Origin of the sequence: Clostridium aciditolerans, from assembly GCF_016316925.1 — a bacterium.
GTDB classification, from domain to species: domain Bacteria; phylum Bacillota; class Clostridia; order Clostridiales; family Clostridiaceae; genus Clostridium_AM; species Clostridium_AM aciditolerans.
Window position 1 is genome coordinate 1 of record NZ_JAEEGB010000003.1, and the last position, 23,683, is coordinate 23,683.

Annotated in this window: 23 protein-coding genes; 22 read left to right on the forward strand and 1 reads right to left on the reverse strand. The window is 27.7% G+C overall.

Translation table 11 applies throughout. The annotated features are described in order from the left end of the window. Window positions 1-343: 343 nt before the first annotated feature. Window positions 344-919: a SafA/ExsA family spore coat assembly protein gene (gene safA / locus I6U51_RS01180; protein WP_474234134.1), complete on the reverse strand. Its 576-nt coding sequence runs from the start codon at window positions 917-919 to the stop codon at window positions 344-346. A 343-nt stretch (window positions 920-1,262) separates the two neighbouring features. Between safA and I6U51_RS01185 the strand changes: the two genes are divergently transcribed. The 22 genes from I6U51_RS01185 (at window position 1,263) to I6U51_RS01290 (ending at window position 23,675) form a co-directional block, all read left to right on the forward strand. Continuing rightward, the gene (locus I6U51_RS01185) at window positions 1,263-1,973 is read left to right on the forward strand and encodes a LytR/AlgR family response regulator transcription factor (protein WP_211140785.1); all 711 of its coding nucleotides are present in this window, start codon (window positions 1,263-1,265) and stop codon (window positions 1,971-1,973) included. Between the two features lie 5 nt (window positions 1,974-1,978). Beyond that, window positions 1,979-3,295, forward strand: a complete 1,317-nt coding sequence (locus I6U51_RS01190) for a sensor histidine kinase (protein WP_211140786.1) — start codon at window positions 1,979-1,981, stop codon at window positions 3,293-3,295. A 336-nt stretch (window positions 3,296-3,631) separates the two neighbouring features. After that, window positions 3,632-4,225, forward strand: coding sequence for an accessory gene regulator ArgB-like protein (locus I6U51_RS01195; RefSeq protein ID WP_211140787.1), 594 nt, complete (start codon window positions 3,632-3,634; stop codon window positions 4,223-4,225). Further along, window positions 4,218-4,349 carry a cyclic lactone autoinducer peptide gene (locus I6U51_RS01200; RefSeq protein WP_211140788.1) on the forward strand — a complete coding sequence of 44 codons (132 nt, stop codon included), beginning with the start codon at window positions 4,218-4,220 and terminating at the stop codon, window positions 4,347-4,349. The genes I6U51_RS01195 and I6U51_RS01200 overlap by 8 nt, the downstream gene beginning before the upstream one ends. Window positions 4,350-4,434: 85 nt before the next feature. Next, a complete protein-coding gene (locus tag I6U51_RS01205) occupies window positions 4,435-6,600 on the forward strand; it encodes a transcriptional regulator (RefSeq protein WP_211140789.1) in 2,166 nt (721 codons plus the stop codon). Between the two features lie 63 nt (window positions 6,601-6,663). Beyond that, entirely contained in the window at window positions 6,664-7,089 is a 426-nt protein-coding gene (locus tag I6U51_RS01210) for a membrane-associated protease 1 (RefSeq protein ID WP_211140790.1), read from the forward strand. A 28-nt stretch (window positions 7,090-7,117) separates the two neighbouring features. Continuing rightward, on the forward strand, window positions 7,118-7,543 hold the full coding sequence (locus I6U51_RS01215) for a membrane-associated protease 1 (RefSeq protein WP_211140791.1): 426 nt from the start codon (window positions 7,118-7,120) through the stop codon (window positions 7,541-7,543). Between the two features lie 100 nt (window positions 7,544-7,643). Beyond that, window positions 7,644-8,087: a J domain-containing protein gene (locus I6U51_RS01220; RefSeq protein WP_211140792.1), complete on the forward strand. Its 444-nt coding sequence runs from the start codon at window positions 7,644-7,646 to the stop codon at window positions 8,085-8,087. Between the two features lie 80 nt (window positions 8,088-8,167). After that, window positions 8,168-8,674: an FHA domain-containing protein gene (locus I6U51_RS01225; RefSeq protein WP_211141055.1), complete on the forward strand. Its 507-nt coding sequence runs from the start codon at window positions 8,168-8,170 to the stop codon at window positions 8,672-8,674. Between the two features lie 56 nt (window positions 8,675-8,730). Further along, the gene (locus tag I6U51_RS01230) at window positions 8,731-9,234 is read left to right on the forward strand and encodes an FHA domain-containing protein (RefSeq protein WP_211140793.1); all 504 of its coding nucleotides are present in this window, start codon (window positions 8,731-8,733) and stop codon (window positions 9,232-9,234) included. 11 nt (window positions 9,235-9,245) lie between these two features. Further along, entirely contained in the window at window positions 9,246-10,112 is an 867-nt protein-coding gene (locus tag I6U51_RS01235) for a PP2C family protein-serine/threonine phosphatase (RefSeq protein WP_211140794.1), read from the forward strand. A gap of 29 nt (window positions 10,113-10,141) precedes the next feature. Beyond that, on the forward strand, window positions 10,142-12,004 hold the full coding sequence (locus I6U51_RS01240; RefSeq protein WP_211140795.1) for a PP2C family protein-serine/threonine phosphatase: 1,863 nt from the start codon (window positions 10,142-10,144) through the stop codon (window positions 12,002-12,004). 31 nt (window positions 12,005-12,035) lie between these two features. Further along, entirely contained in the window at window positions 12,036-13,316 is a 1,281-nt protein-coding gene (locus I6U51_RS01245; RefSeq protein ID WP_211140796.1) for a normocyte-binding protein, read from the forward strand. Next, window positions 13,313-14,011 carry a hypothetical protein gene (locus I6U51_RS01250; protein WP_211140797.1) on the forward strand — a complete coding sequence of 233 codons (699 nt, stop codon included), beginning with the start codon at window positions 13,313-13,315 and terminating at the stop codon, window positions 14,009-14,011. Before I6U51_RS01245 ends, I6U51_RS01250 begins: the two co-directional genes overlap by 4 nt. 27 nt (window positions 14,012-14,038) lie before the next feature. After that, window positions 14,039-16,669, forward strand: a complete 2,631-nt coding sequence (locus tag I6U51_RS01255) for an acetate and sugar kinases/Hsc70/actin family protein (protein ID WP_211140798.1) — start codon at window positions 14,039-14,041, stop codon at window positions 16,667-16,669. 64 nt (window positions 16,670-16,733) lie between these two features. Beyond that, window positions 16,734-17,513, forward strand: a complete 780-nt coding sequence (locus tag I6U51_RS01260; RefSeq protein WP_211140799.1) for a hypothetical protein — start codon at window positions 16,734-16,736, stop codon at window positions 17,511-17,513. Between the two features lie 24 nt (window positions 17,514-17,537). Continuing rightward, window positions 17,538-18,971, forward strand: a complete 1,434-nt coding sequence (locus I6U51_RS01265) for a contractile injection system protein, VgrG/Pvc8 family (protein ID WP_211140800.1) — start codon at window positions 17,538-17,540, stop codon at window positions 18,969-18,971. 120 nt (window positions 18,972-19,091) lie between these two features. Next, complete coding sequence (locus tag I6U51_RS01270; protein ID WP_211140801.1) at window positions 19,092-19,709, forward strand: hypothetical protein; 618 nt, start codon at window positions 19,092-19,094, stop codon at window positions 19,707-19,709. Between the two features lie 54 nt (window positions 19,710-19,763). Further along, a complete protein-coding gene (locus tag I6U51_RS25270) occupies window positions 19,764-21,206 on the forward strand; it encodes a phage baseplate assembly protein V (protein ID WP_211140802.1) in 1,443 nt (480 codons plus the stop codon). Window positions 21,207-21,278: 72 nt separating this feature from the next. Next, window positions 21,279-22,382 (forward strand): pentapeptide repeat-containing protein, encoded by a 1,104-nt coding sequence (locus I6U51_RS01280; RefSeq protein WP_211140803.1) that lies wholly within the window; start codon window positions 21,279-21,281, stop codon window positions 22,380-22,382. Further along, the gene (locus I6U51_RS01285; protein WP_211140804.1) at window positions 22,379-22,900 is read left to right on the forward strand and encodes a hypothetical protein; all 522 of its coding nucleotides are present in this window, start codon (window positions 22,379-22,381) and stop codon (window positions 22,898-22,900) included. Before I6U51_RS01280 ends, I6U51_RS01285 begins: the two co-directional genes overlap by 4 nt. A 1-nt stretch (window position 22,901) precedes the next feature. Beyond that, window positions 22,902-23,675: a DUF4280 domain-containing protein gene (locus tag I6U51_RS01290; protein WP_211140805.1), complete on the forward strand. Its 774-nt coding sequence runs from the start codon at window positions 22,902-22,904 to the stop codon at window positions 23,673-23,675. Window positions 23,676-23,683 lie beyond the last annotated feature (8 nt).

Sequence of the window (23,683 nt, forward strand, 5' to 3'; positions counted from 1 at the left end):
AGCCCACATTTCACATCATTACTCAGTGTCCTCACCTTCTCCATACATTACCATCGATAGGGAAACTAACTAGAAAGTTAACTTATACAAAGGGATATGTTTCCAAAGCTGAAGGTAGATTTAAAAACTTTGTGTCAGTCTTAGTGAAGGGTTTTAAGACAACCTTAGCATCTTCGAGTTGTCTGAGCATAGCGAGTTTCTCGAAGGTTCTTAGGTCGTCTAAAACACAAGCTTTAGACTGACTAAAAGTTTTTAACGGACTGAAGCTTGGAAACATAGCCCGGGGTATAAGTTAACTTTCGGATTTATAACCCTATATGCCTCAATAGTTTCAAATTCTAAGCTAATAAGGTTTTATAAACATTTGGGTCCAGTAGCAGACTCCACTAGGGCTTTTTGCAAGTCCTACACCTATTTCACTATATGCAGGACTTAGTATATTGCTTCTGTGTCCTGGTGAATTCATCCATGCTGCCATAACCTGTTCTGGTGTTTGCTGACCCATTGCAATGTTTTCACCGGCAGCAGAGAAGTTTAATCCAAAGGATTGTATCATTGTAAATGGTGAACCATAAGTAGGGGATGTATGTGAAAAATATCCTTTATCTATCATATCCTGTGATTTATATCTAGCAACTCTAGAAAGCTGCCAATTTGCTTTTAAAGGTGAAAGTCCAGCTTTAGCTCTTTCAGCATTTACTAAAGTAATAACTCTATTTTCAGCAGTTTTAACATCCTGTATGTTTGGAACTGTTATTTTTTGTCCTGGATAGATTAAGTCTGGATTGCTAATTTGAGGGTTAGCAGATATAATTTCACTTATTCCGATTTCATATTTTACTGCAATTTTCCACATTGAATCTCCAGGAACTACTGTATAGGATATAGGTTGAGCATGAACTTTGCTGCCGAATAACATTAAACATAAAAATGAACTTGCGAGTATTGTTTTTCTTTTCAAAATAAATCACCTCGTTAAATATTGTGTGAAGGATAGGTGACATTTATGTTATGTATATTGTGTAATTCATGCAATAAAATGTAGGAAATATAGAGATATTTCAATAAGAAGTAAATAGATATTAAGGTATTTATGTTGAATGTAACCAAGCATTAATAGTTAAATTTAACTAGAAATAAAATTAAAATTTATATAAAATATACATATAAAGATAATTATTCTATTATTATGCAAATAAAACATTAATAACTGCAAGAGTTTATTGTATTTAATTGGAATATAAGGAGGATACGGAGGATGTATGATTAAAATAGCTATTTGTGATGATGAAAAAATAATTCTAGAATGTATGTATAACAAGATAAAAAAAGTAACTCATAAATTATATGAAGATATAGAAATAAAAAAATTTATTAATGGGAATGAATTGTTAGTAGAAATTACAAATGCTGAACATTTTGATATGTTATTTTTAGACATAGATATGCCACAGATAAATGGATTTGAAATAGCCAACTTAGTAAGAAAATATAATAAAGAAATTATTATAATATTTTTAACATCCATGGATGAATTGGTTTATGAATCTTTTAAATATAACCCATTTAGATTTTTAAGAAAGCAAAAGGTGGACGAAGAGCTAGTTGAGGTACTTACTTCTGCCATTAATTCTATTGAAAAAGTTAAAGAAAAACAGAATATCTTTAATATTGATTTTGGAAAAGTTAAATTATATTTAAATGATATTTTATATATTGAGTGCATAAATAGAAAAGTATACTTAAAAACTTTTAATATAAAATACAAATTATTAAATACTCAATTTAATAATTTAATTAATGAACTTGATGATAAAAATTTTATTTTGATACATAGAACTTGTATGGTTAACCTTAAATATGTATTTAGCATTAACAAATTAGATATAATCTTAGATAATAAAGAAAAATTGCCAATAAGCAGATATAGAGTAAATGATATAAAAAGAGCATTTACATTATATGCAGAGTAAAGATTATGGATATTTTAGGAAGTAAATTAATGGAGTTTTTATTTGGTTTATGCGAAAGTATTATATTTTTTAATTTCTTTTCTAATATCTTTAATAAGAAAAAAGATAATAAATACATATATATAGGAATAATTATTTTATATGCTCTGATTATATACTACTCAACCAATATGTTATACTTTTCTAATAGTAAACTAATTTTATCCGTTAGTTTTTTAATACTCTTTGTTATAATTTTATATGAAGGAACTTTAAAAAATAAAATAATATTTACAATAATTGCAGTTATAGTAATGATTTTAAGTGACATAGTTGTAGCCAATATATTAATGATAGTTATGAAAATAGATTTGCAAAAAATGCTTCTTGAACAAAATTGGGCTAGAGTATTTTTAGTATGTCTTTGCAAAATGTTAGTGTTGGTTATATTAAAAATGATTTGTTACTTTGTTGATAAAGCTAATTTAGACATTCCATTAGAATACTGGTATATGATTTTAAGTATATTTTCTATACTGTTCATTATATTGATATTAATAGGTAAAATTGGAGCTATGTCACAATATTATTTTGATAAATCTTTATATTTTATAGTATGTTCTGTTGGAATTTTAATTATAACTATTTTTATTAATTATATATTTCTTAAATTAGGTAAGTATTATGAAAAAGAACAAGAATATAAAATAATTGAATTAAAAAATGAAATAATGGAAAAACATTATATGGAAAAAGAGGAATTACATAATGAAACTCGTAAACTTAGACATGATTTTAAAAATCATATTATTTGTATTTTATCTTTAATTAAAAACAATAAAATACAGGAAGGAATAGAATATATAGAAAGTATAAATAATATTGTAGTTTTAAATTCTATTCTAATAAAAAGTGGAAATGATATAGTTGATGCTATATTAAATCAAAAAAGTATTTTAGCAGAAGAATTTAATATTAATATAGATATAGAAGCCAATATACCAAAAGAAATAAAAATAAAATCTATAGATTTATTATCTGTATTAAGCAATGTTATTGACAATGCAATAGAAGCATCTAGAGAAATTAATAATGAAGATAAAAAAAGAATAGATGTAAAAATAAATCCATATAAAGATTATTTGCTCATTTCAGTTTCTAATGTAGCTAAGACAAACCCTATAAGTACAATGAAAAAATTTCAAAGTACTAAAAAAGATAAAAAGAACCATGGATTGGGGCTTAAGATAATAAATAACATAGTAGAAAGATATGATGGCATTGTAGAATATTTTTATAAAGATAATATATTTACAATAAAAATATTGATGAAATTGATATAAACAGAATTCTTGGCTTCAGGTAGAGTCTTGACTCCATCTGAAGCTTAGAAGTCGTTATCCAGGGACATAGCCGCTCTTTACTCCCACTTTGAGAAGATAGGAGTATTAGAGCGGGTAAGTCATCGGATAAATAATAAAAATGTATTAAATTTATTTTAATCATATAAAAGAAGATATTTTAAATGAGGTAAAATACCTTTTAAAATATCTTCTTTTATATTTTTTGTAAATTTATATCAAAAATTACTATTCGGTAGCAAAATTATGCTATTGAGTAAGAAAAGGAATAAAATTCAAAAAAGCATGATATAATCTTCTCCAAAAGAGGTGAAAAATTTGTTAGAACAGTTTGCTGAAGACATAACTTTCATTTTAGTAAAAAATAAAATAATAGATATAGATGAGAGAGATATTTATATATATGGGTTTCAGATTATTATATCAACATTAACTATTACAATGTTCTTATTAATTTTAGGAATTATATTGGACAAAGTTGTTTTAACTTTATTTTTTATTTTAACTTTTATAATTTTAAGATCATGTACAGGAGGATATCATGCTGAAAAGTTTAGTGGGTGTTTTGTAATAACCACATTAATATATTTAAGTGAACTTTTAATAAATTACTTACTACTTGATAAATATAAAACAGTTCTAGGGATGATTTTTGTAATAGTTTCAACAGCAGTTATCTATAAATTATCACCAGTAGAACATGAAAATAATCCATTATCATTAGATGAAAAGAAAAAATTTAAAAAAATAAGCAGAATAACAATTTTAGTAATAGCTTCGCTTATAAGTATAGGATTTTATACTAATTACATTTCAATAGATATAGCATTTATAGTTAGTTTAACAATACTAGCAATATCAATTCTTACAATAATACCAGTATTAAAGGGAGGAAAAGAAAATTATGGTTAAGGAAAAAATTTTAAGATCAATAGCTAATGCTACAAGAAAGATTGCTAAATCAGCAAGTTCTAATGCATCATTTTATTATTCCTATCAACCCAAAGTACCTGAAGCTTTAAAGAAAAATCAGTAAAAAATATAATGTTACAAATTATAATTTTATAAAAAATAAGACAAATATAATTTTAAATGCAATATTTTTAGGAGGGGTTAGAAAAGTGGATGTTATTCAACAAACCAATAGAACAATATTATTTGAGGAAATAAATCCGGAGAGATTAGATTTAATTTCAGTAGTTGGTGATACAAAGGACTTAAACAGTTTAAATGATGACAAAATAAAGGAAATTAATGAACTTCTTTTAGTTAATAGCTTTGATGAATTTTTAGAGAAATTTGCTCCAGTGGTGTATTCCTTTTATAATGCCAATAACCAAAAGGTTATGTATACATTAAAGAAACCAGAAAATATTCCAGATGGACTTATAACAGAAATTCCAATTAATCAATCAAATGATTTTTTAAAGATGCTGTTCACTTTAATTGATACAAAAAGAGCACAGGGAATAGCAAATGTAGATTTTAAATTTGAAAATTTATTAGATATGATATCACCAAAGAAAGTTATGGACGATATAAAACAATCTAGAAAAGAAATTCAATATACATACAGTAAGTATGAAGCTTTAGATGATGAAGACCCATCTAAATTAGATTTAGGGGACAAGCTTAACGATATGTTTGAAGAAGCTAGTGGAAATTATAATAATATTATGGCAATGCTTCCATTAGCAATTGAAGATATAAAGACAAGACTTCTTCTTGGAGCAGATAGTGAAAAAAATGCTGATGTACCATTGCAAATAGGTGTTCTAAGCATGGGAGAAAATGGAGAACTAAAGGTTTTAGAAGCTCCAAAACCAGAAGAAACTTCATTAGTTGCGATAGATGACAATGCAAATTTAGGATTAATAGAAGCTTTTGAAGATGATTATGATGATGTTAATGAAACTAAATCTGATTATGTAAAGAGTTTAGTTGTAAGAACATTTTGTCCTCTAGCTTCAACTATGGAAAGCTCAATTGATTTAGCTGTAGAAGTAGAGAATTATAATACTTATTTAGAATTTTATAAGAGCGCTAAAGATGATTTTATAAAAACAGTTAAACCTTTAATTGAGAAGATTTTAGGAGTAAAGATGTTCTTTGATCAATATCAGACAAAGAATAAAGGAATGAAACCATCTTTATTAGTTACAAATACAAAGCTTAATAGATTAGTTAGCTCTAATAATTTACCAAGATTAAAAACTTATTTAAGTTCAGTAAATGATAAAAACGATTTTAGCAATACGATTTGGTTTGGTATTGTGCCATCTATTGAACTTGAAGCACAAGCAAAAAATAAAGTTAAAAGAGAAAGATTTAAATCAAATAAGAAAGTTGAAAAGACAGATTCCAATACTATGGAAGATTTATCAATGCTTTTAGATGTAGTTCAAAAATATCGTATACAAATCTTTTTTAGTTTTGAACCAAGAGAAGATACTACATTTAATCATGTGGCAACAGCAGGAATTGATAAATTTATAGATAAATGTGCGCCTTTATTACGTAACACTTATAGTGAATTTGCAATTCCATGTATACCTAATTTTACAGTTATTCCAAAAGAAAAATCAGGAGTAATTTTAGATAAGAGAATGATCTTTTCAGAAAATGGCTCTGCAGAATTATCTAAAGAAAAAGAAGATATTCTTAAACTTTGGATAGAAGGAGTTTATATTGGAAGTTCATATATAGCAGCAGGAATTACAGCTGCATACCAATGTCCAGATTACTTAAAAGAATATTATGGTGATGTGTTTGGTGAATATCCAGGGGTTAGATTTGATATAGAATCTTCTGACAATGCACTAAGAGTTACAACAACACTAGCAAAAGAAATATCAGGATTCACCAATGAAATCAAAAATTCAATAAATAGAAAAAACTTTGGATTCGTTTTTTCATCAGAAAATGCCCAATTACAAGGAAAAGAAATAAAACAAATAACTGTATATAAAGCGAGAAGCTTACAAGCCACAGAAAATGATTTTGAATCAATCTATAAAACATTAGTAACAACTTATATAGAAAGAATGCTAAGATTCTATACTAATGATTTTAAAGAGGATAATATTGTTAAATTCTTTAGTAATAATCCCAATAGTGTCAAGAGCAAATGGATGGCACATAAAGAGCATATAAATGCCATTATACAAGATGGAGATGATATTAACTTTATAATAAACGATAAAAATGGAACATGTAATATTGACCTTGTATTTAATGGTAATGTTAAGAACTTAGAAGTGGAAATCACACGCAGCGATGCTAGTTAATTTTAATAGATATCAATAATATCTATTTTAATTATAAATAAAAATTAAAGGGAGGACAAAAAAATGGGTTTTAGAGTAAAAGTTGAGGGTGCAGAAAGTATCAATTTAAATATTGAAAGTGTTCTAACTGTAGAATTTAAAACAGATACTCCAGATGATTCTAATGCACGTTCAACAGATTTAGGAACATCATTAGTTATTACTGGTAAAATATTGACACCAGTAGGCGGAGAGGCAGCAGATGGTACTATTAAATTAGCACAATGGTCACTTGTACCTGCTGAAAAAGCAGATTGTTATAGAAATGTACAAGTAGATGTTATTTCTGCTTCACAAGTAGTAAGACAACTTACTTTACCTAATGCCTTTGTAGTTAACTACGAAGAACATTATGGTGATGGAGAAGGTGTAGGTACATTTAAACTATATGTTAAACAAAAGAAAGACAAGACTGCTCAAGTTAAATTTGAAGGTGGATTCGGAGAATAAAAAAATAAGATAGGGAGGACATGAGAAAATGGGATTTAAAGTTAAAATTGAAGGTGCAGAAACAATTGATCTTAGTATAGAAAGCGTTCAAAATGTAAAGCTTATAACAGATACTCCAGAAGATACAAATGCTCGTTCAAAAGATGTAGGAAGCACAATGATTATAAGTGGTAAAATATTAACTGCTGTAGATGGAGATCCATTTGACAGTACAAGAAAAATGGGAACTTGGTCATTAGTACCAGCAGAAAAAGCAGACTGTTACAGAAAGCTTACTGTAGAAGTAATTTCTGCAGACCAAGTAATAAGAAAAATAACTTATCCAAATGCTTTTGTAGTAGATTATAAAGAACATTTTGGAGATACTGAAGGTATCGGTACATTTGAACTTGTAGTAAGACAAAAGAAGGACAAGTTAAGCTTAGTGACTATAGAAGGTGGATATAGCGCTTAATATTAAAAGACTATAATTGATTTTTCTCTTGAAAATAAATTGGATTTTCTTTTCAAGAGAAAAATCTTTTGCTATCAAAAATAAAAAACTGAGGTGTAATATGAAAGACTATTACAAAATATTAGATATACAAGTAACTGCAACTAAAGATGAAATCAAAAATGCTTTTAGAACTTTAGCTAAAAAGTATCATCCAGATAAAAATAAAGATAATGAGGATACTCTAAGAAAATTTCAAGATATAAACGAAGCATATCAAGTTTTAAGCGATGAAGATTCAAGGAAAGAATATGACAAAAAGTTATCTAGCTTTAATCAAAATAACAATAAAAAAACAAGCAATAATGATAATAAATCAAAAAATGATAAAAGAACATATAGAGACAAAAGTGATAGTATAGAGAATTTAAATAAATGTTTTGAAAGTTTTTTTGGCTTCGATGCAAATACGAGTGATATTGATAAAGATAAGCTAAATCAAAAAAAGAATCCAATAGATACAAGCAATATGTTTGATAGTTTTTTTAGCATAAAAAAGAAGTAATGGAGTGAGTTACTTTGAATCGAAATAATAACAATATAAATTTTAATAACAAATTAACAGTAACCGTGCAGCTAATTAATATGTTCATAGGTGCCATAACTGCACTAATATGTGTAATTGGCTATATTACTATAGAATCTATATATTTAAAAGGAATAATTATAGTTATTGCTATAACTTTGGGGGTATTGTGTTTTGTAAATTTATACAATAGATTACATAGAACAGAAGTTATAGAGGATGAAAATAAAATAAGCACTATTCAATTAGTTAATGAAGAAAATGAAATCGTAAAAAAATGGGATATAGGTGAAAGAGTTTCATTTCTCATAGGGAAAAATACAGTAGATAATGATGTTTTTATAGACTTGAATTTATCTATATATTCAACATTAATTGAAGATAAACATGCTGTTTTAAACTATGCTGCTGGAAGATGGTATATAGAAGATTTATCAACTACAAGTGAAGTCAGCATTCAAAAGATAGATGATGGGAAAAAATATAGAATTGTAAAAGATACTCCATGCGAATTAAAAAAAGGAGATACTCTATTTATTTTTAAAGTTAAACTTTTACTTAAATAATATAACAGCAGCTAATATTAATTAAACTTTAAACTAAGTGAAACGGAGTGAGATATATGGGGCTTATTAGATGTCAAAATGGTCATATGTTTAGTGAAAGACGTTATGGTAATATATGCCCATATTGCAACATAGATACTGCAAAAAAAGAAAATAAACAAGAAATTATTCAAGAAAATATGAATATAGAAACAAATCTTTTATATCAAGAAGTAGAGCCTGTATGTGGATGGCTTGTATGCATTGAAGGTACGAGAGTAGGTAAAGACTATAAAATAAAGAGTGGCAAGAATTTTATAGGCAGAGCTGATGATATGGATATTCAAATAATAGGTGACAATCACATTGCAAGTAGAAATCATGCAATAGTAGTATATGATCCTAAAAAGAAGAACAATGTTTTATTACCAGGAGATTCTTCAGGTATAGCCTATTTAAATGGAGAGCCTGCATATATGCCAACGGAACTCTCCGCATATGATGTAATTGAACTTGGGAAAAGTAAATTTTTATTTGTACCCTTTTGTGGAGAACATTTTGAATGGGAAGATAATGAGTAGGTGTATGATATATGCTAAATATTGATAAATACACAAAAATAGATTTTATATTTTTACTAGGAATTTTATTAATAATTTTATTAATCATAAGAAAAATTTTATTAAATAAAATAAATAAAAATAATTTAGAAGTGGCGAAAAAAGTAAGCATTGGGTATGAGGAAATTCAAGAAGACTATGTAGACGTAACATATGCGCCTTATGGAACATTAGCAGTTTTAGCTGATGGTCTTGGGAAAAATGAAGCAGGAAGAATTTCAAGTATTGTATCAGCTAAAACAATAACTAAAATGTTTTTAGAAGAAGGCAGCAAAGAAAAGATAGTATACTTCTTTAAAAAAGCTTTCAACAAGGCTAATCATGAAATAATAAAGAGAGTTGAAAAAGATAAAGGTGGAGCTAGTGTATTAAGTGCAGTAGTAATTGATGATTTATTATATTACGCATTAGTTGGAGATTGTATGCTTGCTATTTTTAGAAATAAAGAACTTGTCAAATTAAGCGAAGGACATGCTATTAATGAAGTAGCTAAAAGAGAGTACTATAAGGGAAACCTCCAAAAATCTGAAGCAGTATATGCACTAAAAGAAAAAAAGCTTTTATATTATCTTGGACAAGAATCCTTTAGAGATATTGAGATTTGTGATAACCCAATTAAACTACATAAAAATGACATAATTGTACTTATGAGTAAAGGAATATATGAAAGCTTAAGGTGGATAGAAATTGAAGATACGTTAGGAGAAAATAACATAACTTTAGATGATATATGTGAAGAGATAATAGAAAAAATTAAAAACAATAATAAGTTCAATAATTGTAATGGAAGCATAATACTTATGAAATATTTTGATAACAAAAGCAAGAAAGAATTTTAACGAATTAAAACTAAGTTAGGATGAGGAAGATGAGAAAGCTAAATTCAAAATTTAAAACAAATTTTATATCAGAAGAGGGAGCTTTTCTACAAAATAAAGATTATTTTGCATTTATTGAATTAGATGATTATGCATGTTATGTAATTGCAGATGGAATAGATGATGATAAGGAACTAGAAAGTGCCAAAATAGCAGTAACAGCCTTTATAAGAAATTTTACAGCAAAGCCAACTATGAACAAATTTATCATAAAAAAATATTTAAAAAGTGTAAATGAGGAATTAATATTAAGCAGCAAATATGTAAGATTAAAGGCATCAATTACAGTAGTTATAACAAACTATAGTAAATTAATCTATTCTATTATTGGTAATACTAGATTTTATTTATTTAAAGATGGATATTTAAGATTAAAAAGTAAAGATCAATCTTTAACTCAAGAACTAGTAGATAAAGAAATTATTCCATTAGATAAAATGTCAAAACATGCTGAAAGAAATAACCTTTCATCTTATTTAGGTAAAAATGATTTAAGTAATATATATGTATCAAAAAAAATAAAACTTTCAGATGGCGATGTATTTGCACTTCTTACAAAAGGAATATGGGAAAATTGTGATGATAAAGAAATGGAAGACGCTTTAGAAGGAGCAAAGGATCCAAAAGATGTAACAGATAATATAGAAGATATGATCCTATCAAGGCAGCCGAAGAAATTGGAAAACTATACTTTGGCATTAACCTTTGTAGAAAAAGCCTATATAAATCCAAAACAAAAAGAGAGAATAAAAAAGATTATATTAGCTTCTATACCAATACTTTTGATTATAACTATAGGACTTGTAGCATTTAATGTTAAGAGACATCAAAAGCTTAATAATATTGCAACTATGAGTGAATGTAAAACGAATGCACAAGATTATATGAAAGATGGAAATATTCAAAGAGCAAATGAAGAATATAAAAAAGCTTTAGATATAGCTAAAAAATATAAGCTTAAAAATGATAGTAAGACTTTAGATGAAGACTATAAGTATACAGAAATAATCATGGAAGCTGATAAAAATTTAGAGAAAAAGAAATATGAAGATGCTTTAGATAAGTACATACTTGCTTTAGAAAAAGCAGGTGACGCTGGCAGTGTAGGTAGAGAATATATATTTAAAAAAATAAATATAGTCAAAAATTGTATTACAGTAGCAGATCTTTTAGCCTTAGGTGATAAACATCTAGAAGGTGGGGACTCAGCAGCAGCAGAAGCTAATTATCTGGAAGCTAAAAAATTAGCTTTAGATTATTATTTAAAAGATGAGAAAAAAGAAGCTATGGATAAATTACAAAAAATATATGACCAGAAAGCAGCAGACGCAGAGAAAGAAAAAGCAGATAAGGATAAAGCAGCAGCAGATAAAAAGCAAGCTGAAGATGCTGCAAGTAAGGCTAAGGAAGATGGTAAAAAACAAGAAGAAGAGAATGCCAAAAATGCTAAAGAAGAAAAAAAAGCAGCAGAAGAATTACAAAATAAAGCCATAGATCTTAGAAAAAATGGAGATTTAAAGTATGTAGCAGGAGACTACGTAAGTGCAAAAATGTACTATGCCTTAGCTAAAGAGGCCTTTGAAAGCATAAATTCACATAGTTTGGCCAATGAATTACAAGAAAAAATAACACTCATGGATAAAAAGATAAATGATGTGTCGGATAAGAAGAGGGAAGCAGACCAATATTCACAAGAGGCAAATAAAAGATATGTTTCTGGTGATGCTAATTCTGCTAAGGTATTATATCTTTTAGCAAAGGATATATATAACCAATTAGGTATGACAGATGAAGCCTCAAAGGTAGATGAAAAATTAGCTATAGTAGAAAAATCTATAGGACAAGGACAGTAAATATAATAAGAGAGTAAAGCAAGGTGATAAGGTGGATAGTAAACTTTATGAGAAGTTAAATGAAATTAAAGATTTAGAAGATAGAGCATTACTAAAAAAAATAATGAATAGTGTATTTAATTCTTTAGAGCAATACACTGAAGATAGATTTAATGACTTAGAACAAAGAGTATTTAGTGAGATTCAATATGCAAAAGCAAAATACAATATTTATTCAACAATAGTAAAAAGAGAAAAGATAGACTTAACTGACGATTTTTTATATCCAATCTTATCAGAGGATATTGAAGAACAGGTATATGATACAAAAGAGATTATAGAATTGATTGAAAATAAAGAATCTAAAAATATGTTCAAGATTTTTCTCAAATGCGACTATTCGATTTTTAAGGAATTTATTAATAGCAATCTTAAGATAAAAGGAATTATAGAAACGGATAAAAAAGTTCATGAAGCTTATTTTAAAGTATTTAAGAATAAAGAATATACAGGCAAAGTAAGTAAATTATATAAAAGCTTTATAAATAGCAATATAAGATGGACAACTATTAATAATCCATATATTCATAAAATTGCAGATGTAGTTTTAGCAGGATGTAAAGATAAAATCGGAAATGATGAAAATATAATTAAAATTGAAGTGGATTTTGGAGAGTACAGTAAATACATAGAATATGACATGGTGCCTCTTTGGAATATAAAAGAATTGAAATTAAAATGCAGCGGTTTTCCAGCACCATGCATAGATAAAATTAATTATGAACATAACATTTCAATTTTAAAAGAAGGAGAAAAAAATGGATACTTAGTTGATTCTGAAAATGTAGATATTAACTATATTATGTTAACAAATGAATCAGTAGTAATATCCTCTAAAATAGATGAAGCAGTGCCATGGAAATTATGGAGCATTATAAATTACAATAAATGCAAAATTTATCAATATGAATATGAACTTATGACTAATGAAGTTAATGTGAATTTTTCTAATAAACTCTCATTTGAAAAACCATACACAATAAAGACAAAAACAGAACTTGCAAGAGTTATAAACTCTTATAAAGCATCCGAATATTTAAAATTTAATAATGTAAACTTGGAGGAAATTTGCAAAGAAGAAGTTAAAGAGAGCTATGAAGTAAATGATTTTATAATTGATGAAATAAGAGATGAAAATGTAAAAAGAGTTCTTATTTTATATTTTGAGCCAAGAGATAAAGACAATTATTTAAATAAAGACCTTTTAAGCTTTTTAGTATCAGAAGTTCAATTAATTTATCCAGAATATAAATGTGAAGGAAGATTGATATGAAATATATTTGGGATATATTATTAAAGGCGGATCAACAAAAAATAAATAGAAAAGGAATAAAATTTGTACCAGCTAAAATATGCAGTCCTTATATGGAAATTGCTTTTGATGAGCTTAATACTGCATCATTGCCAGAAGACAATATTGTAGAAGTAAATGAGTGTTACAGATTTTATGAGATTTTTAAGGATTTATTTAATATTAATGTTGAGGAAAGTAAGGAACTTAGAGAAGTACTTCTAGATATATTATTACATTATTTAGGAGAATTAGATCTTAAAAGAGGATTGTGTAAAACGGAAGTTTATAAGAAGTTTTTAATGAAGGATATAGTGAATAAGGTATTTGGAGAAGAATTAGCTAATAAGATACATTACTTTGAAAAAGAAGAGTGTGATACTTTATTAAATGGGCTTATCACTTTATATAATACAGGAGTATCCCTTCAGTTATTTAATAAGATTTTAAGAAAAGTATTTAAAAATAGCATAGTTTATTCAAATAAAGAAAAGCCAAAAGATATGTATATTTATTTAGATGAGGTATGGAACAAAAAACTTCAAAATAAAATTGATGTTATATTAGACACATTTTTACCCATAGATATGAGGCCGCTAATCTTTTGGAATCAGCATTTTGGAATTTTAGGACTTAATAATACTATGAGAATGGATGAAATAGTTATGGTTGAATAAAAGTAACTAAGAATTTAGGGGGATAATATGAGTTTATATTCATACAAGTTACATAAAGTAAATGAAGAAGAAAAGGAAAAAACTAAATATAAAGAAAAAGATTTAAGGCTCATGACTACATTCCAATTAAGAGAAATATGTAATAAAGAAAAATTAGTAAAGAGCATAGTTAATCCTCTTGATAAAGAGGAGCTTATAAGGCTCATAATGAAATATAGAGGCGAAAAAGACAGTAGGCTTATAAATCATTACATAATTGGCGGCCTTGAGAGAATTGAGAGGTTTTTAAAGAGAAGTAAGAAAAACATAATTACCACTAAAAACATAGATTATCCAGGAAAGATAACGCTCTATGAAAATTTAGCTCTTGAGGTTTATGATAATTATGTTTTAAATAGCAGTGAAAATTTAGAAGAAAGCAACGTACTTTTGGTAGATAATAACTTTAAAGCATGCAGTATATTTAACATAAAAAAGATAACACAAAATAATAAAGACAAGTATTTTCTAATAAAGAATAAAAATGTAGAAGCAAAAGAATCTGAAAGCAAGCATTATAGTCTTCTATTTTTTTCAGAAAAAGATTCAGAGCTGCTTTATGATATTTATGAAGGAAATACAACTTTTATAGATTCATCTATAAATTTTAATTGTTTTCCTATATTACAATTTGAAGTAAAGCCGTTAAATGAGACAACAATGCCGCTGGCAATTGATTTTGGAACATCAAATACAACAGCCGGCATTTATATAGATAAAGAAATATTCCCAGGGTTAAATGAAAATTTAACAGAAAATCAGGGATATGCAGATTATGAAGAGGATAAAGTAAAATTCGTTAAAATAATGAATGAAATTAAAGAGAATGTAGAAATGACACCTCTTATACCAAGTGTTGTAGGGGTCAAACATATAAATGAAGATAAAATAGAATACGTCTTTGGATATGATGCCATTATGGAATCTAAAAAGAGATATATGGATGACGGAATGAGTTTATTTTATGACATAAAGAGATGGATAAGTGATTTTGAAAAAAGTGAAAAGGTAATTGATATTAATGAAAAAACAACCTTTATAAAAAGAAAAGATATCATAAAAGCTTATTTAGAATATGTTATATCCTTAGCAGAACAAAGGTTTAAATGTAAATTTAAAAATATTTATATATCTTGTCCATCAAAGCAAAAACATAAATTTCATACTTTATTTAAAGATATATTAAGTGATTATACAGTTAAAAGTGAAAACATATTAGAAGAAAGTGTTGCTGTTCTATATAATACAATTTCTGAACTAATTGAAAGAAAAAAATATGTTCAAGGAGAATGGTATAAAGCTCTTATCATAGACTGCGGAGGGGGAACTACGGATCTTTCAGGATGCAGCTTTAGTATATCTAATAGTAGAGTTTCTTATAAGTTAGACATAGAGACATCTTATGAAAATGGAGATACTGATTTTGGTGGAAACAATCTTACCTTTAGAATAATGCAGCTTATAAAGATTTTAATGGCAAATTCTTTAGCTAAAAGAGATGAAAATATAAAGAAAGCTATAATAGATGAATTTAAACTTGATATATTCAGATTTATAGACAAGTCTGGAATTAATGAACTATATGAGACTTTAAATGAAGAATATGAAAAAGTAGAAGAGATAATTCCTACAAAGTTTCAATTATATGAAACTAGAAGCAAAGAAGATTATTGCAAAGTGAGGAATAATTATTATTTCTTATTTGACTTAGCAGAAGAAGTCAAAAAGCTATTTTTTGCAAATCCAGATATCCTAAATGTTATGTTAACACCTAAAGAAGTTAAAAATTCAGAAGATAACACAATAAATTTTGATAAGTGGAAATTATCCTATGTAAATAAAATTGGTTTGCAGGTTGTAAAAGAAGCACCAGAAATTTCACTTAGCATATATGAAATAACTACCTTAATAAAAGGTGATGTTTATAACATAATAAAGAAGTTTTTAGAAACACTTTATGAAAATGATGAGTTATTTGATTATTCTCTTATTAAATTAACAGGACAATCTTGTAAGGTAGAGATATTTAAAGATGCATTAAAAGAATTCATACCTGGAAGAATAATTGAAATTAATAAGAGTAAAAAAGAAGCTAAAGAAGAATATGAGTTAAAGCTATCTTGCCTTAAGGGAGCATTAAAGTATTTATATGCCAGAAATTTTGGATATGCAGATATAAATATAGAAAGCAAAACACCAACCCTTCCATACCTGGTAACAGCCTATACTCATACAGGAGAGCAAAAGGTTTTAATTAAAGGTAAGGAAAAAGTTAAGGGCTTTATATCAAGATTTATGGATAGAATTCTCTTAAAACTATATCTAAAAGATAATAATGATGCTGTTAAATATGAATACAATTATCAATTTAATGAAACAGAATTAGAAAGAACAGATGCAAGGACAATAGGAGAAATGTATCCTAATATAATTCAACATGAAACAGATAACATAGAAAACAACGAAATAAAATTCTTTGTATGGGCTGAAGAAGAGCTTTGGGGATTTTATGTACTTGCTGTTTTAAGAAAAGATGAGGAACTTTATATAGGAAAAGAAAAGTTCTTCTACTTTGAAAATGATAAATGGGAGCAAAACTTCTTTGATGGTCTTAAGTAGTCTTGTATAAATCTGAAATAAATTAAATATATTCTGAGCCATATTAATTTAGGAGGTCAAGGAATTGTTTGAAAATAATTATCCGCTTTTTAATAGTGGAAGGCTTTTGAAGATTGAAATGTTAGAAGAGCTTAGGGATTTTCCAAGGGAATTTTTTGATATTAGGTTAAAGGAATATTCAGATGGAATAATTTCTGGGTGCGATATAGATGTAACTGACAATTATATAATTATCAAAAAAGGAATAATAAAATATCAAGATATTCTTTATCTTTTAAAAGAGGATAAGAAAATTGCGTATGAGTGTAATAACAAAATGATGATTTTAAAAGTCAAGTTTTTACCTCAATTAGGTGATCATGATTTTATAAATTATTCTACGGAAATTTATTTAGATGAGAGTTTAGAACTAAAGGAGAATGAGCTTGAGTTATGCAGATTTAAGTTAAGAGTTGGCGCAAAGCTTAGAGTCAATCATGTGGATTTTATTGATTTATGTACTGAGTACGACACAGTAAATACAATAAATGTACCTTATGCAGCTTATGGAGAAAGCAGTTTGAATCCTGATATTTTAAGAAGCTTTGGAAGAGAATTATTAGAATGTAATGTTAGTGAAGCTTGGGATATATCTTTTGCAATGACCTGTATCCAAAGTAAAGAACCAATTCAAAAGGAAATAATATTAAGGTATTTGATTCATAAATTAAGCATTAAAATGAAAAATTATTCTAATGAAGAGATATACAATTATCTTTTAAATGTATTGAATAGTGCAAAAAATGGACATGGAAATAATAGGCATGTGGGGAATGGAAGGTTCAAGAAAATATTGATTGATTAAAAATAAAGGAGGAATAGAGAGAGTATGAAAGAGGATTTTATAGCATACGATAATTTAAAAATATCAACCTATGACTGCAAGTATATACAAGACATGAAAATAGAAAATGATATAAATAATCATGCAATTTTAAAGCTTACTTGTATATTGGATGATGAAATGAAGGATAGTTATATTCAAAATACGGATGAAGAAACACCTATTGAAGTGTTTTATGAAAAAGAGGAAGCACATTTCTCTTTATTTAATGGAATTGTTACTAAGATAAAAATAGATGTAGTCAATTACGTATACACTCTACTTATAGAAGCCAAAAGTTTTGATTACAAAATGGATATTTATAAGAAAAAAAGGGATTTTCAAAATGTGAACATGACTACTCATGAATTAATAGATGAAGTGATGAAAGCATATTCAAGTGCAAAGTATGATATAAATATTCCTAACGAACCAATAGGGCAGTTTATACTTCAATATAATGAAACTGACTATGAATTTTTAAAACGTTTAGTTTCTAAATATAATCAAACTCTTATAAGTGCAATTGAGTTACAAAATATTCATTTATTTTTAGGGACTCCTGATATAGCAGTAGTGCCAAAGACTCAAATTTTGAATTACACAATTTCTAAGGCAGTTGATGAATATAATGACGTTATAAATAATGATATAGCTGATGCACTAGAGACAGATTTCATCTCTTATAAAATAAGGACTCAAGAAATATTAAATACAGGAGAAAATTTTAATTTTAAAAATCGACAATTTTATGTGAAGAAAGCAACCTACTTAATAGATGAAGGCAAATTAGAAAATGTATATGAATTAAGACCAAAGGGAGGTCTTAGATCAAAGCGTTTATACAATATGAATGTAATTGGAATCTCAATTAATGGTTCTATATTAGAAGTTAGTCGGGATAAAGTAAAAGTTCAATTAGAAATTAGTAATAAAAATAAAAACACAGCTTATTGGTTTCCATATGCTACAGTTGCAGCATCACCAGACGGTGGCGGATGGTACTGTATGCCTGAGGTTGGAGAAAAAATAAGATTAAACTGTCCAACTAAAGATGAAAGTAAAGCATTTGTTGTAAATGCAATAGGTGCACATGAAGCAAAGGCAGGAGCAGAAAGTGATAGGATGTCAAATCCTGATATTAAATCTTTGAAAACTGATGCAGGACAAGAAGTTAAATTTACTCCAAGTGGAATAGTTATAGAATGTAGCGGAGGGCAAGCATCAATGAATTTAAATAAGGATGGAACTATAGACGTTGTAGGCCAAAAGAATATAAACATTGCATGTGCCCAAAAGCTTTCCTTAAGAGCTGGAAATGAAATGACAATAAGTGCACAAAAAAGTGTGGATATTTTATGTGAAGCAGGAAGCAGCGTTATATTATCAGAGGGAGACGAAATTTTAGTTACAGGAACTAGGGTTCAAAATAATGGCTAAATAGATATATAGCTTTAGATAAAAATATATATCTATTTATAGTAATAATCAGGGTTTAGAGCTATTTTATATTTAAAACTAAGAGGTTAAGATAAGCTTAATATTAAAAGGAGATTTAATATGGATAACATAGATGAAAAAATAGCCAAGCTAAAAATGCAGCAAAGGCTTGAAAGAGAAAAGGAATTAAAAAAGGAGTCAGAGGAAGAAAATTTAGCATCAAGGGAAGAAGAAATCACTCTTGAGGAAGTAATTAAACAAATAACTGAAGGCTCTTTAAATATAAATAATACTAACTTTAAATTTATAAAGAAAGTGTTTTTAAATGGAAAGCTAGAAATTCCAATGCCGTTAGCATATTTTGAAGAAAGAGTAAACACTAATAAAAATACTACCTTAGTAAATGATAATAATGGGGTGAGCTTTACTTTAGCTTATTTGGATAAAGGTGCTCAAAAACAAAGCTTTGCTAAGTTTAAAAAAGGGATGGAAAAAAACTTTAAGGATATGGAACTCTATTTAGAGTGGCTTGAGGAAGGAGAAACAGGGAAAGGCTCTTCAAAAGTATCTTATGGAACATATAAGACTCCAACAGGACAAGGGCCAGTTTATAATTTAATCTTTTATAGAGAGTATAAAGGAACTTTGATAATTGGAAATTACAATTGTTTTGAAAGAGATATAAAAACCTGGGAGCTCTTAATAAAAGCAAGCATAATGCTTATGAAGATAAATTAAAAATAAAGCTACATTAATAATATAGGGTATAAATTTAAAAGGGAGGGGATTAAAGTGGAAGGAAATCAAATTGTTGAAGCTATTAATTATGAAAAAATTAGAGTTAATGGCTATAATTTAGAAGCAATTAAAAGTTTAAAAATAGAAGCTAATATAAATGAACATACTGTCTTAAAGTTAACAGGGATTTTAAAAAATGAAGCTAAAGATAGCGATATTAGTTCAACAACTAATAATAAAACTATAGAGGTTTATTATGTAGAAGACGAAAGTACAACCTTATTTTATGGAGTTGTTACTAACATAGAAATAAATGTAGAACTTGATGTATACACGTTGAATATTGAAGCAAAAAGCATGTCTCATTTAATGGATATAAAATTAAAATCCAAATCTTTTCAAGACACATCAATGACAACTCATAATCTTATAGATTCTATAATGCAAAATTATAGTGGTTCTAACTACATTTTAAATATACCTGATGAGGAAATAAAAGAATTACTTATACAATATGAAGAAACGGACTGGGAATTTTTAAAGAGAATAGCAGCTAAATATAATCAAGGTTTATTTCCTACTATGGATGGTAAGGCAATACAATTTATAATGGCAGTGCCAGAGTGGCATAGAGAATTAAAATCAACAAATATTAATTACAAAATATATAAAAACTTGGATGATTATAAATATATGCTTGAAAACTATCTAAAAGATGCCAATGAAGTAGATTATATGACCTATGAAATAGAGAATTATGAAATATTAAAGCTTGGAGATAATATACATTTTCAAGGGCAAGCTTTTTATGTATATGAAGGAATTTATGAAATAAAAAATGGCATCTTAATAAATAATTATAAGCTAAGAATAAAAAGCGGATTGAGACAAGAAAGAAAATTTAACACAAAGATTATAGGTAGTTCAATTGATGGAAAGATTATACAAGTTCAAAGTGATTTAGTAAAAGTTCATTTAAATATAGATAAAGTTCAAGCTAAAGGAACGGCTTATTGGTTTAAATATTCTACTATGTCAGCATCAACTGACGGTAGTGGATGGTATTGTATGCCTGAGATCGGTGATAGTGTAAGGGTATACTTCCCAACAAAAGATGAAGATGAAGCCTTTGCAGTCAGTGCAGTAAGTGGATATCAGCAGGGATCAGGTGAAGCGGAAGATAGAATGGGAAATCCAGATAATAAGTATTTGAGAACTGCTAATGATAAGCAGGTGAAGCTTACACCTGGTGGAATTTTTATTTCTTGCGATAGCGGACAAGCTGAAATGAGCCTTACAAGTGATGGAACACTTAGTATTACAAGCCAAAATAATATAAATATTAATGCAGAGCAAAACATTAAAATTGAAACTCAAAAAAGCTTCTTAGTAAGCGCAAAACAAGGTGTAAATTTTGCTTGTGATAAAGGCGGCGGATTAGAATTAGACGGTTCAGGTGGAATAAAAGAAAAAGGTACACAGGTTAATAACAATTAGAAGATTTGAGGCAAACATTCATGTGCCTAAACCAAAAATATAAGTCCTAAGATTAAGAAAGAAGGGATTTTTATGAATAGGGAAGAGTCATTAGAAGATTTTAAGAAAAAAGTTGTTAAAGCTTTAGCGAAAGAAAATAAAGCAGTTTTTGAAAAAAACTTTAAAGATAATGAAGAAAAAGTTAGAGAGTTAATAATAAAAGGCATGAAAAACTTAATAAAAAGAGCAAAGGAGCCTAGGGAAGAGAAGGATGAAAATAAAATAGCAGTTTTTCAATTTGAGCTTCTTAGAATTAATATTGTAAATGAATCTTATAAGATATTAATTCATGGCTATAATTCTCTTTGGTATTTAGATTCTGATCCTATATATGAGGAGATAGATTTAAGCTTTTTATTTGAACCTTTTATTAAGCTTAAGGAAAAATTAATAAAAGAAAAAAGAATTTACATGGGTAAGATTAATGATTATGACATTCAGAAAGTAATATTTGAACTTACAGCAAAATGTTATATGAGTATGTCAGAAACAATAAGAAACTTGCTGTGGAATCTAGATGAAGAAGAATGGATGAAAGAAAACTCAATAGGAGATTTTTATACAGTAAAGTGGAGTGAATATCAAGGGAAAAGTGAAACACTATTTGTTATGGATAATAAAGAGAAGAATATAAAAGAGCTTTTAGAATTAAAAAAACAGCCTGAGGAAAAGTTACCTTTTGTATATACTGTGTGGAAAAACAGTGTATTAGAAGATGGGGATTTAGCAAAACAAAATATGTTATTTATTAATTTTAAAGGAAGTAAGCTTAAAAATATAGACTTTTCAGAAAGCGACATAGTGAGAGGGCAATTTAAGGGTACAGAAGTAAAAAGCTGTATATTCACAAATGCCAGAGTAATAGGAACTTCCTTTGAAAATTCTAAAATTGAAGATTCTGATTTTAGCAATGGGGATTGTACAGGTGTGGATTTTAGCAAATCAGAACTTAGATATATAGATTTCTCAAACTCCAATCTTAAAAATTCCAATTTCATAAATGCAAAGTTTAAAAATGTATCTTTTGAAGGAGCAAATTTGGAAGATGCCATATTTAGTGCTAAAGATATACCATTTATCAATTTAACTTCAGAACAACTTCAAACTGTATATATAGATGGAGGAGAAGAAGTATGAAGTACTTTATATTAAAGCAAGATAAAAATCTTGAAAATACAATTGAAATAGAAGGCTTTAATAATAGTCAAAAGATGACCTTATTAAAAGAAGACGAAGAAAAATATAAAGATTCCACCAATGTACCGGTTAAAGGAAATGAAAATAGCATTTATCCTGATCTTATACAAGCACCTGTGCTGCTTATTTCAGATGAGCTTCATAAACTTTTTAAGTTGTATGAAAACACCATAGTTTATAAAATAGCAGTATTTTCAGATTTAGAAATGGAAACACAAAAAGTGTACAGATTAGTATTGCCAGAATTATTGGATGCATTAAGTGATAAAACAGTTTTCTTTAAAAATGGATGGATAGATAAGATGGTTTTAGATGCTGATAAAATAAGGGATTACAATATTTTTCAAATTAAAGCGGGTGTAGATTATTATTTTATAGTTTCTCTTGATGTAGTGGAAAGCATGCTGAAAAGAGGGTTATTTGTAGGAATTAGATTTGAGGAAGTTGAGGTGGTATAAGATGGCAAGTAAAAATGAAGAAAAATATGGCGTTATAGCTGGAACAGCAGTAAATGAAGTTGAAAAAGGTGTTAAAAATACAGTAAATACAGTAAAGCAAACAGTCTCAATGGCAGAAAAAGTTGGAGGTTTTCTTAAAAGAGATATTGGTAATGAAATAGCTTGGCTTAAGTTATCTCCAGAAGAAAAAGCAGCTAAGAAAGAAAAAGAGAAACAAGAAGCAGAAGAAGCTAAAGCGGCTGAGGAGCAAAAGAAAGCAGATGAAGCAAAAGCAGCTGCCGCTGAAGAGCAAAGATTAAAGGAGCTTCAAAAAAGCTATATAGTTCATACAGCAGCTATTACCTGCAGCTTTGCACTTCATGAAAGTTATGTTGTAGTGCCACAAGGTCATGGCGAATTTATACATGGAATTCCTCAATTAAACGTAGGAGATAGTAAACCCGAAATAAATGTAAGAAGTTTTGGAATATGCAAAAGTCCTCAAAATCCAAGTGTACAAGAAAATGCGAAAAAAATAGCAGATGAGATTAAAAATAGACCTAAAAGTTTTATGGAAAAGGTTATGGATTTATTTTCAAAACCACCAGCTAAAGATGTAGGTAAAGATTTATTAGCTCAATGTGTAGGGGTATGTACTCCAAAGATAGCTACAGAGTGGATAGACGGAAAAGAAGATGTTCTTGTCGATGGGAAACCAGCATTACTTGGAAAATGTAAGCTTCAATGCTCATACGGTGGAGAAATTAAATTATATACAAGTGGACAAAGAGAATAGAAAAACTA